This is a genomic window from Flavobacterium granuli (genome assembly GCF_031456055.1).
GTDB lineage: Bacteria > Bacteroidota > Bacteroidia > Flavobacteriales > Flavobacteriaceae > Flavobacterium > Flavobacterium granuli_A.
In genome coordinates, this window is the sequence record NZ_JAVDTX010000009.1 from 92,789 (window position 1) to 106,292 (window position 13,504).

10 protein-coding genes are annotated in these 13,504 nt (G+C 33.3%); 4 read left to right on the forward strand and 6 right to left on the reverse strand.

What is annotated here, in order from left to right; translation table 11 throughout:
• Positions 1-116: 116 nt before the first annotated feature.
• The 3 genes from J2W95_RS17110 to J2W95_RS17120 form a co-directional block, all read right to left on the reverse strand.
• Positions 117-731 (reverse strand): deoxynucleoside kinase, encoded by a 615-nt coding sequence (locus tag J2W95_RS17110; RefSeq protein WP_310009210.1) that lies wholly within the window; start codon positions 729-731, stop codon positions 117-119.
• A 283-nt stretch (positions 732-1,014) separates the two neighbouring features.
• On the reverse strand, positions 1,015-3,171 hold the full coding sequence (locus J2W95_RS17115) for a carboxy terminal-processing peptidase (RefSeq protein ID WP_310009212.1): 2,157 nt from the start codon (positions 3,169-3,171) through the stop codon (positions 1,015-1,017).
• A 319-nt stretch (positions 3,172-3,490) separates the two neighbouring features.
• A complete protein-coding gene (locus tag J2W95_RS17120; RefSeq protein WP_310009214.1) occupies positions 3,491-5,734 on the reverse strand; it encodes a carboxy terminal-processing peptidase in 2,244 nt (747 codons plus the stop codon).
• 213 nt (positions 5,735-5,947) lie between these two features.
• On the opposite strand from J2W95_RS17120, the gene surE reads away from it, so the two are divergent.
• The 3 genes from surE (at position 5,948) to lpxB (ending at position 8,241) form a co-directional block, all read left to right on the forward strand.
• A complete protein-coding gene (surE, locus tag J2W95_RS17125) occupies positions 5,948-6,727 on the forward strand; it encodes a 5'/3'-nucleotidase SurE (protein WP_310009216.1) in 780 nt (259 codons plus the stop codon).
• 13 nt (positions 6,728-6,740) lie between these two features.
• Positions 6,741-7,013 carry a hypothetical protein gene (locus tag J2W95_RS17130; protein WP_310009218.1) on the forward strand — a complete coding sequence of 91 codons (273 nt, stop codon included), beginning with the start codon at positions 6,741-6,743 and terminating at the stop codon, positions 7,011-7,013.
• A gap of 115 nt (positions 7,014-7,128) precedes the next feature.
• Positions 7,129-8,241, forward strand: a complete 1,113-nt coding sequence (gene lpxB, locus J2W95_RS17135; protein ID WP_310009220.1) for a lipid-A-disaccharide synthase — start codon at positions 7,129-7,131, stop codon at positions 8,239-8,241.
• Positions 8,242-8,421: 180 nt separating this feature from the next.
• On the opposite strand, the gene J2W95_RS17140 is transcribed toward lpxB, so the two are convergent.
• Positions 8,422-8,880 (reverse strand): GNAT family N-acetyltransferase, encoded by a 459-nt coding sequence (locus J2W95_RS17140; RefSeq protein WP_310009222.1) that lies wholly within the window; start codon positions 8,878-8,880, stop codon positions 8,422-8,424.
• A gap of 384 nt (positions 8,881-9,264) precedes the next feature.
• On the opposite strand from J2W95_RS17140, the gene J2W95_RS17145 reads away from it, so the two are divergent.
• Positions 9,265-11,301: a ComEC/Rec2 family competence protein gene (locus tag J2W95_RS17145; RefSeq protein WP_310009224.1), complete on the forward strand. Its 2,037-nt coding sequence runs from the start codon at positions 9,265-9,267 to the stop codon at positions 11,299-11,301.
• 9 nt (positions 11,302-11,310) lie between these two features.
• Here the strand turns inward: J2W95_RS17145 and J2W95_RS17150 are convergent, their stop codons facing one another.
• Together J2W95_RS17150 and J2W95_RS17155 are read right to left on the reverse strand one after the other, a co-directional pair.
• Positions 11,311-11,820: a thioredoxin family protein gene (locus J2W95_RS17150; RefSeq protein ID WP_310009226.1), complete on the reverse strand. Its 510-nt coding sequence runs from the start codon at positions 11,818-11,820 to the stop codon at positions 11,311-11,313.
• A 112-nt stretch (positions 11,821-11,932) separates the two neighbouring features.
• Positions 11,933-13,444, reverse strand: coding sequence for a peptide MFS transporter (locus J2W95_RS17155; RefSeq protein WP_310009228.1), 1,512 nt, complete (start codon positions 13,442-13,444; stop codon positions 11,933-11,935).
• Positions 13,445-13,504: the final 60 nt, after the last annotated feature.

Genomic DNA, 13,504 nt, shown 5'->3' on the forward strand with positions numbered 1-13,504 from the left:
AACCATTAATAATCTGGGTGAATTACAATAAAAATGCCCCCAAATAGTGTCTAACTTTTTGGGGGCAGTTCAAAATATAGGAGCTTTTTTATTATCTGAATAAGTCAAAAGCTTTTTTAAAACAAACCATTTAACTCGGCATCAATTCGGTTGATGATGTTTCCTAAGTCTTCTGGATTATCGACAAAATTGATATTATCCACATCGATAATCATGATTTTTCCTTTGTTATAAGTGTGTACCCAAGCTTCATAACGTTCGTTAAGGCGGCTTAAATAATCGATTGAAATAGTATTTTCATATTCGCGGCCACGCTTATGAATTTGTCCCACTAAGTTTGGAATAGAGCTTCTTAAATAGATTAATAAATCCGGTGCTTTGACAAATGATTCCATCAACTCAAAAAGTGATGAATAGTTTTCAAAATCACGATGTGTCATCAATCCCATTGCATAAAGATTGGGAGCAAAAATATGGGCATCTTCATAAATGGTTCTATCTTGAATGATTTTTTTACCACTTTCACGGATTTGCATTATTTGACGAAAACGACTATTCAAGAAATAAATTTGTAAATTAAATGACCAACGTTCCATTTGATGGTAAAAATCATCTAGATAAGGATTGTCAACTACTTCTTCAAAATGGGGCTCCCATTTAAAATGTTTGGCCAACAAACGCGTTAATGTTGTTTTTCCTGAACCTATGTTTCCTGCTATAGCTATGTGCATTACGGTATTGCGATTTTAATATTTATATACATCTAAGATTGTAAAAATAGATAAAATTTGCTTTTTGCAACAGAATTTAACGTACCAATTTTAAAATATTAACCTCGGTTTTTATAACCCCAATATTTGCCTAATATAACCCTAAAGATCTCTAATTATTTAAAATAAAAGACAATGCAATCTCAACACAATCGTTAAATTATCTAATGAAACGTCCCCATAACAAAAAGCAGGCTGTCTATATTTTTTAGACAGCCTGCTTTTTTTACTTAAAAACATTCTTTTATGATTTAGCCAACTTATCTTTTTTATCGATGGCAGTGTTGGCTTTCACAATTGTTTTTGGTTGTAAATCATCCAAAACATTTAAAGCTTCTTCAACATAAATGTCTTTTGACAAACTTTCATGCCATCTTTCCCTTTTTTCTTTTAGAACAGGATCTTTACGAATACCTTCTAATTCATAAGGCAAAGAAGTGAATTCTAAATTATTTTTATAATCAGCAATTGGCTTAAACTTCTTAGATGTCTCTTCAATTTGATTTTGAGCCACTTTAAATTTATCTATATTTAAGCTATACTCATTTTCATTACTTCTAGTGTCAACCCATTTGGCATTTTCTTCGATTAACTTAAATTGAACATTATTTTCAATTCTCTTTTTACTATTAATAATAGCTTGATTGAATGTTGAAGTATTATTCCAAACGGTATAAGTAGCTGAATCAATTTTATCCCAAGTCAATGCATTTGCTTTGTCACGTTCTCCCATCTTTAAATAAGCATAACGGTCTGGCATTACTATATCACTGCTTACTCCTTCTAGTTGAGTTGAACCACCATTAATTCTGTAGAATTTTTGAATAGTCGTTTTCAAAGCTCCTAAATCCCCGAAGGCACTTTTCCCAATATATTGATTCAGGTCGATTACCCTTTGAACAGTCCCTTTACCATAGGTTTGCTTACTCCCAACAATTATTCCTCTATTATAATCCTGCATTGCAGCAGCCAAAATCTCTGAAGCCGAAGCGGAGAATTCATTTACCATAATTACCAATGGTCCATCCCATGCTATTTTCTTATCAGTATCATACAGAATTTCCTTTTTTACAGCTGATTTAACCTGAACAATAGGTCCTTCTTCTATAAACAAACCTGCAATATTTACAGCTGCCTCCAAAGAACCGCCCCCATCATCACGAACATCAAGAACAATACCTTTTACACCCGCTTTTTTTAAACGATCTACCTCTTGAGCCATGTCTTTAGCAGCATCTCTTCCTTTTCCATCTTTGTTTTCAAAATCAATGTAAAACTTAGGCAAATAAATAACCCCATATTTCAAACCGTTTTTTTGAACAATGCTTGATTTTACATAGGTTTCTTCAATCTCAACAATATCTCTAATGATTGGAATAATTTGTATTGTACCATCTGCTTTTTTTACTGTCAGACGAACTTCAGAACCTTTTGGTCCTTTTATTTTTTTTATAACATCGGGCAAACGCATTCCTACTATATCTAAAGCAACACCGTTGGACTGAGCTACTTTAATAATTAAATCTCCTTTTTCCAATTTTTTTCCTTTCCACGCAGGCCCTCCTGAAATAAGCTCTAAGACTTCGATATAATCGTTTTTCTTTTGTAACTGAGCACCAATACCTTCAAATTTACCACTTATATTCTCATCAAATTTTTCTTTTTCTTCAGCCGCAAAATAAGAAGTATGAGGGTCAAATTCAGACATAATAGAATTGATATACAATGTAAACCAATCTTCTCTTTTCAATTCATTCAGTGACACAAAAGACTCATTCAACGATTTCATCGAGCTTTCTCTTGTTTCTTTTTCCAACACATCATAAGATTTTACAACATAAGTCGGATCTTTAATTTTTTTATCTTCTTCTAATTTCTGCTTTTCGGTTAAAGAAGAAAGTGTAGATAACTTAATTTGTTTCCTCCATCTATCTTTCAACTCAGTGCTATTTTTAGCATACGGTGCTTTATCGTAATCCACATTAAAATCCTCATCGCTTTTATAATCAAAAGGCGAACTTAATACCTCTTTGGATATTTTATTCCCACCTTCCATACGAAGCATCAAACGATCATAAGTAAGATTAAAGAAAGTGAAATCTTTATTCGTTAACTGATCATCCAATTCTAATTCGAATTTAGAAAACTCATTTATATCAGATTGTAGAAAGAAACGTTTAGACGGATCTAAGGCTTCTATATACTCTTTATAAACACCTTTTGAAAAATTGTCATCAATGGTTACAGGATTATAGTGTCCTTTCTTTATTACGAACATCAATAATTCCAATAGCAATTTGTCTTTATCTGGATCTATCGATTTTTTTGAATTAACTGTAAAGGCAAATAAGGTAGCTGAAAGGCATACTACTGCTATGAGTTTTTTATAATTTCTTTTCATATGTAACATATTGTTTTTTGATTTCCCGATAGCACTCGGGATGAAGAAAATTCACTTACATGCGTTTGCATTTGTGACATTTTATTTATCATGCTCATTGCATAAACTAAAGTATTTTCTAAAGTACATTAAAAACCATGCCAACTACATCGACAACTCAATAAAATTTTGTTAAAGATATAAATTAGTTTTTTTAACTTATACAAATCAATGAACTGAAAAGCAGTTCATTCCATTATTTAACATTTACTATTTTAATCCATAAAAAAAACGCTTCAAAAATTGAAGCGTTTCTAATTACTATGATATCTTTTAAAATTTATGATTTAACCAACTTCTTTTTATCTCCAGGAATATTGGTTTTCACAATTGATTTTGGTTGTAAATCATCCAAAATATTTAAAGCTTCTTCAACATAAATATCTTTAGCTAAACTTTCATGCCATCTTTCTCTCTTTTCTTTTAGAACAGGATCTTTGCTGATTCCTTCCAATTCATAAGGTAATGAGGTAAATTTTAAATTGTTTTTATAATCAACTATCGGTCTAAATTTTTTGGCAGTTTCTTCAATTTGATTTTGGGCAATTTTAAATTTATCAATATTTAGACTATAATTATTTTCATTACTTCTGCTGTCAATCCATTTAGCATTTTCCTCTATCAATTTAAACTGAGCATTATTTTCAATTCTCTTTTTACTATTATCAATAGCTTGATCGAATTTTGAAGTATTAGTCCAAACGGCATAAGGAGCTGGATCAATTTTATCCCATGGCATTGCATTTTCTTCATCACGCTCTCCCATTTTCAAATAAGCATAACGATCTGGCATAACCACATCACTACTCACTCCTTCTAACTGGGTTGAACCTCCATTGATTCTATAAAACTTCTGAGTAGTTGTTTTCAATGCACCTAGATCTCCAGCAGAACTATTACGAACAAATTGATTCAAGTCGATCACATTTTGAACAGTTCCTTTACCATAAGTTTGCTTGCTTCCAATGATGATTCCTCTTTTGTAATCTTGGATAGCAGCTGCCAAAATCTCTGAAGCCGATGCCGAAAATTCATTCACCATAATTACCAATGGTCCATCCCATTCAATTTTTTTATCAGTATCGTATAAGATTTCTTTTTTCTTACCAGCTGATTTTATTTGAACGATTGGTCCTTGCTCAATAAACAAACCTGCAATATCAACAACAGTCGACAAAGATCCTCCTCCATCATCACGTACATCAAGAGCAATACCTTTTACTCCCGCTTTTTTCAAACGATCTACTTCTAAAGCAATATCTTTGCCAGCATCTCTTCCGTCTTTATTTTCAAAGTCAATATAAAATTTAGGCAAATAAATAACGCCATATTTTACACCATTTTTCTCAACTACACTAGATTTGGCATAAGTTTCTTCTATCTCAACGATGTCTCTTATAATAGAAATCACTTGAATAGTTCCATCCACTTTTTTCACCGTAAGACGAACTTCAGAACCTTTTGGCCCTTTGATTTTTTTAACAACATCGTCCAAACGCATTCCCACAACATCAACTGGAACGCCATTACCTTGAGCCACTTTCATTACTAAATCTCCCGCTTCCAATTGCTTTCCTCTCCAAGCTGGTCCACCTGATATTAATTCTGAAATTTCAGTGTAATCATTTTTCTTTTGTAATCTGGCTCCAATTCCTTCAAGCTTACCACTCATACTCACGTCAAATCTTTCTTTTTCTTCAGGAGCAAAATAAGTCGTGTGCGGATCAAAACGAGACATAATAGAATTGATGTACAATGTAAACCAATCATCTCTTTTTAAATCATTCATAAATCCAAAGGACTCATTTAATGAATTCAAGGAACTTTCTCTTGTTTCTTTTTCTAAAACCGCATCAGATTTTGGAACATAGTTAGGATCATTCAACTTTTTATCCTCTTCCTCTTTTTGCTTATCTGTCAAAGATGAATTTGTATTAAACGCTGCTTCTTTCCCTCCTTTTCTGTCTGCTTCCAATTTTTGTTTATCGGTAAAAGACGAAAGTGTAGATAATTTAATTTGTTTTCTCCATTTCTCCTTCAATTCTGCACTGTTTTTAGCATAGGGAGCTTTATCATAATCTACATTAAAATCCTCTTCGACACTATAATCAAAAGGTTTGCTTAAAATGTCTTTAAATATTTTTTTACTTTCCTCCATACGAAGCATCAAACGATCGTAAGTAAGATTAAAGAAAGTCAAATCTTTATTAATCAACTGATCATCCAATTCCAATTCAAATTTGGAAAACTCATTAATATCCGATTGCAAAAAGAAACGCTTTGAAGGATCCAAAGCCGCAATATAATCCTTGTAAACCCCTTTTGAAAAGTTGTCATCTACTACAGCAGGATTATAATGACCTTTTTCAATTACAAATGTCAATAACTCCAAAAGCAGTTTATCTCTCTCTGGATCTATCGATTTTTTTGAATTAATATTAAAGGCGAATAAGGTAGCAGAAAGGCATACCACAGCTATGAGTATTTTATAATTTCTTTTCATAAAGCTAATAATAGAATTCATCAATTTTTTTATCTAAGTTACATTAAAAACTATGTCACCCCCCTAGATACCTACATAATTTTTTGTTAAAGGTATAAAATAGATTTTTTTTTCTTTTAAAAAAAGTTAGGCAAAAAATATATTTTATTTGTTCGCAATATAAGATTTTGTGTTAGTACATTTGTTTCTGAAGTCAAAATTTATGAAAATTTATATCTTTTTAACACCATTGAAATGAAAAATGAAAGGCCTTTAATACTAATAACAAATGACGATGGAGTTTCTGCTCCAGGAATAAAAGCTTTAACCGAAGTAATGGCCACAATTGGTGACGTTATTATTGTCGCACCAGACAAACCTCAAAGCGCAATGGGTCATGCCATTACCATAAATAACACACTTCACCTCAATAAAATTTCAAAAGATACAGATGCAATTATAGAATACAGTTGTTCTGGTACTCCTGTAGATTGTGTTAAAATAGGCGTACATGAAATTCTCAAACGAAAACCAGATCTTTGCGTTTCAGGAATTAATCATGGATCCAACTCATCGATAAATGTTATTTATTCGGGAACAATGAGCGCCGCTGTTGAAGCTGGAATCGAAGGCATTCAAGCCATTGGTTTTTCTTTATTGGACTATGATTGGAACGCCGATTTCGACCAAATAAAATCCCACATCAAAACCATTACACTCGAAGTTTTAAAAAACAAACTTCCAGAAGGTGTTGTTTTGAATGTGAATTTTCCAAAATTAAAAGAAAAAGAAATCAAGGGAATCAAAATTTGTCGTCAAGCGAATGCCCTTTGGGTCGAAAAATTTGACAAAAGACAAACCCCACAAGGCAAAGACTACTTCTGGCTTACAGGTGAATTTGTTAACCAAGACAAAGGTGAAGACACTGATGAATGGGCATTACAAAATGGATTTATTTCTATAGTTCCCGTACAATTTGACTTAACAGCACATCACGCCATACAAAACCTAACTAAAAGAGATTGGATTAAATAAAAAAGAGATTAAAATGAAGAAAACAGACTTACTCATCGGATTCATAATAGGAATTTTAGCTTCCTTCTTCGGAATGTTCCTTTACATCACGCTGGCTATGCACACCGATTTTTTAGCCGGAATCCAATCTATGAAAAACGAAGGCCAACTCGGAAAAATTGTCACCCTAGGCTCTATAATGGATTTAATAGCCTTCGGAGTTTTATTAAAAATGAATAAAGAACTCATGGCAAGAGGTGTCGTTTTGGCAGTTATTGCACTGACTATTGTTACTTTGTTTCTTTAAAAATAGCCTCTAAGTTACTGAGGTTCTAGGTTTTTAAGTTTTTTTGAAAATCTCTGCTTTAATCTTAGAATCTTAGTACCTTAGAATCTCAGCAACTACTAAAAAATACACAAAAATGAAATACTATATTATTGCAGGAGAAGCTTCTGGAGACTTACACGGTTCCAATTTGATGAAAGCACTCTATGAAGAAGACCCAAATGCCAACATCCGTTTTTGGGGTGGCGATTTGATGCAAAATGTAGGCGGGACTTTGGTAAAACATTATCGTGAATTGGCTTTTATGGGATTTATCGAGGTGGCGTTCAACTTGAAAACCATTTTGAATAATATCACTATTTGCAAAAATGACATTACGCAATTCAAACCAGACGTAATTATTTACATTGATTACCCTGGTTTCAACATGCGAATTGCCAAATGGGCAAAGCAAGTCGGGTACAAAAACCATTATTATATTTCCCCACAAATTTGGGCTTGGAAAGAAAACCGAATCACGGCCATCAAGCACGATATCGACAAAATGTACGTGATTTTGCCTTTCGAAAAAGACTTTTATGAAGTCAAGCATAAATTCCCAGTTGAATTTGTCGGACATCCATTAATTGATGCCATCCACAATCAATCGGGTGTTGACGCCAATACTTTTAGAGCCGAAAACCAATTGTCCGAAAAACCAATTATCGCCATTTTACCCGGAAGCCGAAAACAAGAAATCAGCAAAATGCTGTCGGTGATGCTAAGTGTTGTTAAGGATTTTCCCGATTATCAATTTGTGATTGCAGGAGCGCCAAGCCAGGAATTATCATTTTACCAACAATTCATTTCTGGCGAAAACATAAAATTTATCTCAAACAAAACCTATGCTTTATTGCGTAACGCCACGGCTGCACTGGTAACCTCAGGAACGGCTACGCTCGAAACGGCCCTCTTCAAAGTTCCCGAAGTGGTTTGCTATAAAGGAAGTTGGGCTTCTTATCAAATCGCCAAACGCATCATCACCCTAAAATACATTTCGCTGGTCAACCTAATTATGGACAGGGAAGTTGTAACCGAATTAATTCAGGACGATTGCTCCACCAAGCGCATTAGAGAAGAATTGGCCAAAATTCTGGAGCCGAACTATCGCAAAACACTTCTCGAAAACTACGATTTACTGGAAGAAAAACTAGGTGGAATAGGCGCCAGCAAAAAAACAGCTCATTTAATTGTTGATTCCATAAAGTAATTTAAAGATTATTTGGGCGTGCCACCATAAAGAAAAGGAGCCAAATCATCGTTGCGGTGATTCGGCTCCTTTTCTTTATGGTGTCGGGCTATTCGCGCTACTTTGGTAGCTTGCTGCTATCCCTCACGCAAAACAAACGATGTCAATAAAAGACATACTTACCTAAGTTTGAGTATTATTTTAGAGATTAAATTGATAATATAAATAACCCGAAAAATGTCCTTCCTTTACAAAACCAATGTTTTCATATAGTTTTTGAGCAGGATAATTGTCAGTTTCAGTGTTCAATGATATGAAATTTGCTCCTTCATTTTTTGCAAAATTTAATGCTGTGTTGACTAATCTTTGTCCAATACCCCTTTTTCTTTGGTCTATCTCGACGAATAAATATCCAATATGCCAATTCTTTTTAGTGGAAACAAAAGAAGATTTTGGGTACAGCAGCATAAAACCTACAGGATTTGGATTTTCCTTTTTGAATGCAGCATATATTTGCGCTTCATTTTTCTCTAGACGCTCTTTTGTATATGTTTTTGCAAGTTCAATATTTGATTGCTTGTAAAATATTCGATATTTATTAAATAGTTCACCTACTATTTCATTTTCTGAGGAATTAATTTTTTTGATTTCAATATCCATAATATAGTTTTCTAGATGTTTTTCGTCTTGTGCGACATACTTGTTACTAACTTACTGATAACCTGACAAAACCACCCTACTCCACCGATTTAAACACTTTAGCCTGACAAAAATCCAATTTGGACCTTTTCAAATATAAGAAATAAAGGTTGCAACCTTGCAAAATGTAAATTTTCTTTGTTTTCACTTTTATTGAGCTCCGTCCAATAAAATTGAGCATCCAAAGAAAAAATAATACCCTGATACGAGCTTCGGACTCCCAATCACAATCTTCTGACAGATTGTTGCTTACTTCAGATTGATTTTTTTGCTGTGCTAATCGAAATCAAGTTAAGTAGCTTAAAAAAGGTTTTATTTCTTACAAAATATTTGTACTTTAGTAATATGAAAGTATTACAATTCCCCCTAGCCAGAATTACAATAGCCTTTATCGCAGGAATACTACTCGCCTATTTCCTAAAACCAATTCTTCCTATTGTATTTGCTTTTCTGGCTATAGCAATTATAATTATTTTCAGATCATATTATTCAAGTAAAAAAAACAAAAAAATTCAACTGCATTTTGGGATAGCGACTTATATCCTTGCCTTTTCCATTGGTATCACCACACAAACTATCCATACCGATTCTAATCAAAAAAACAATTACACCCATTACAAAAACATCTTCGAAAAAAAACATACTTTCACATTGACATTACGGGAAAAACTAAAATCCACCGTTTTCAACGAACGTTATATTGCCATACTAAATTCGATTGACCAAGAAAAAGCATCTGGTCGAATTCTGCTCAACATCAACAAAGACAGCACAAAACATTCATTTGCCATTAGCAGCCAATTAAAAATCGATGCGCTTTTATATAAAAATACAAGCCAGAAAAATCCCAACCAATTCGATTACCAGAAATACCTCGAAAACAAACAAATCTATGCTCAACTCTATATCGAACCAAATCAAATACAGCTCAATCCCAAAATATCAAAAGACATTTGGTATTACACTTCGCAATTAAGAACACGGATTATCCAAAATTTAGAGAAAAGCAAATTCAACAATAAAGAACTGAACGTTGCTGTCGCACTGATAATGGGTCAACAACAAGACATTGATCCCGAAATTATTCAGGACTATCAATATGCAGGAGCCGTGCATATTTTATCGGTGTCTGGATTACATATTGGATTTATATTATTGTTTGTCTCTTTTGCTCTAAAACCTTTTCCAAACACCAAGAAAGGTACTTTTGTCAAGCTGTTAATTACGCTCGCAATCATGCTCCTTTTTGGAATTTTAGCAGGACTGGCGCCTTCGGTAGTTCGTTCTGTAACCATGTTTTCGTTTGTTGCGATTGGACAATACTTAAGAAGAAGTGTCAATATCTACCACACGCTTCTCGTTTCCGTTTTACTTATTTTGCTGTTTCAACCTTCCTTTTTATTCGATGTCGGTTTCCAATTAAGTTATGTAGCACTGTTTTTTATCGTTTGGCTACAGCCTTTGATTGCAAACCTTTGGCAACCAAAAAACAAAATCGTCAACTACTTTTGGGACATACTAACCGTTTCGCTTGCGGCACAAATTGGCACTTTGCCTCTTAGCATTTATTACTTTCATCAATTTCCAGGATTGTTTTTCATTACGAATATAATCGTGATTCCGTTCCTAAGTATTATTATGGGAGTTGGATGTCTAGTAATGGTTTTTGCTTCTTTTAACTGGGTTCCTTTTTATCTTGCAAAATTTTTGGAAATAAGTATTTATCATTTGAACAAAATAATTGGCTTCATTGCTTCTTTGGAACAATTTATTATCAAAGACATACCATTAAACACAGCACTTTTACTTAGCAGTTATTTGGTAATTATTACGACAATTATTGCTTTCCAACAAAAACGCTTTAAAAATTTTATCTGGGTATTAATAGCCATTGTAACCTTCCAATTATCTGCTATTGGAACAAAGTGGGAAGTTCAAAATCAAGTTGAATTTGTTGTTTTAAACACTTCAAAAAACACACAACTCATAGAACGAAATGGAGCTAATACAAATCTTTATGCCAATGACAGTCTTTTAAAAAATGTCAAAGCCAATAAAGTGCTGACTTCGTATCTCACGGCCAACTTTAGCACATTAACAGAAAAAAACAAATTGAAAAATCTGATGTATTTTAAAGGAAAAAAAATACTGTTAATAGACAGTTCTAAGGCATATCCAAAAAACGTACTGCCCGATGTTTTAATATTCACTCAATCGCCAAGAATCAATTTTGAGAGGCTATTACAAACCATGAAACCCAAAATGGTTGTTGTCGATGCCTCCAATTACAAATCGTTCCAAAAAAGATGGAAAGCAACTTGTTCCCAACAAAAAATCCCTTTTCACTCAACTAGTGAAAAGGGATTTTATAAAATTAATTAACTGTATTTCTTATGCTTTTTTAGATTTTTTTGCTTTTGTTGGTTCAGGACTCAAAGCCGGTTTTTTTACAAATGGATCCGCAACTGCTAACCATGCTGTTGGTCCGCCAGCTACATATCCAGTACTTCCCAAACCTTCAAAATTCACTTTCCCATCTTTGCTCACGTTCGCATTTGCAAAATAAACGGTTGGGAATCCTTGAATTCCGAATGCTTGTTGCAATTCGTTATTCTGTTTTTTAATCTCATCAGACTGAGCCGTTCTTCTAGGATAATCCAACTCAACTAGTACAACACTTTCTTTTGCCCATTTATTGAATTCTGGAGTTTTAAGCACTTCATTTTGTAAACGAATACACCATCCACACCAATCACTTCCAGTAAAAAACAACATTAACGGTTTCTTTTCTTTATTCGAAACTTTGATAGCTTCTTTTACATCTGTATACCATTTTAATTCTTGAGCTTGGGAAACACTTAGCCCAATAAAAAAGAATGCAACTAAAATTATTTTTTTCATTTCTTGTATCTGTTATTTATTTGTCAAATAAAATTTTGAAATTTATTTTCCTTAATCCCAAATGTATTTAATATCTACGAAATTAAACAAAAATAATACCAAAATTTATCTGCTACTTTACTTCTTGCATTAATTTTTTTACCAATGGCGAAATAACTATTAAAACTATCCCAGCAATCAAAGCATAAATAGCCAATTGTTTGTACCCATCGGCATACACATTTAACTTTTCAAGATTAGTTGCATGCTCAGAAGCTTCGGCTATATTGGCTCCCAATAATCCAGCAAAATACTGACCGTAAGCACTAGCCAAAAACCACATACCCATTATTACCGCTTGTGTTTTTAAAGGTGAAAGTTTTGTCATGGCAGACATACCAATTGGTGATAAACAAAGTTCTCCAAAAGTGATGATAAACCAACCGAAAGTAAACAATCCTAATGATGTTCTACCATCAGCACCTGCAAAGAATTTGGTGTAATAAAAAATCCAAAAACCGCCAGCCAGAAATAAAAATGCCAAACCGAATTTAATAACGGTATTCGGTTCAATTTTTCTTTTAGCCATCCATAACCAAACTAATCCAACCAAAGCTGCAAACCCAATTACGAAGAATGAATTAGCTGAATTGTTCACTCCATTCGGGCTTAATTGTACCCCAAGAATGTCGTTATTTAAATTATTTACAGCAAAAAGACTCAAAGAACCACCACTCTGTTCAAAAAACGCCCAAAAGAAAATAGAGAATATAATGAAAATCAAAGCCGCAAATAATTTTTTATTTTCAGCTGCGGAAAAGTTTTTCATCTCATACAACAAATATAAAATCGAAGCCGGCCCAATAATCATCATAAAATAGTCCGTGTAAACAGTATTGGCAACCATGATGATAATTACAGGAATAATCAATAATGATCCAACATAAGTAAGCGTTTCCATTTTTTTCCTTTTGGAACTTTCAATTTCCAACAACGGAGAAATTCCAATATTTCCAAGCTTTTTTTGAGTTTGTGTAAAAGTCAAAAGACTTATAATCATAACAATTGCAGCAAAGCCAAAACCTACATTCCAACGAAGATGTTCAGGAACCATTGATTGCCACATAGAACCCTCGGCAACTGCTATACAAATATATCCTCCAATTAATGCTCCTAGATTTACTCCCATATAAAAGAATGAAAAACCGGCATCTCTTCTCGGATCGCCATCTTGGTACAGTTGACCAACCATCGATGAAATATTTGGTTTGAAAAATCCTGTTCCCACAATAGTAAACCCGATTCCTATGAAAAAAAAGTTTTTGGGATCAATCGAAAGAATAACACTTCCAATAATCATTAAGATTCCACCCCAAAATAACGATTTACGCAAGCCCAAAATCTTATCTGCAAATAAACCTCCAATAAATGTAAATGCATATACCCAAGCTTGAGTAGCACCATATTGCAAATTGGCAATTCTATCGTTCATCCCTAATTGACCAACCATAAATACAACCAACATTCCACGCATTCCATAGAAACAAAAACGCTCCCACATTTCACTAAAAAACAAATACCATAACTGTTTAGGATACTTTCCTTTAAAATTTTGTATCTGTTCCAGGCTTAAATTTTGTTCCATTTTAAATTATATTAAAAAGAGTTTAAATAAAAAAACATCATCTTTTTGAGGTTGTCAAAA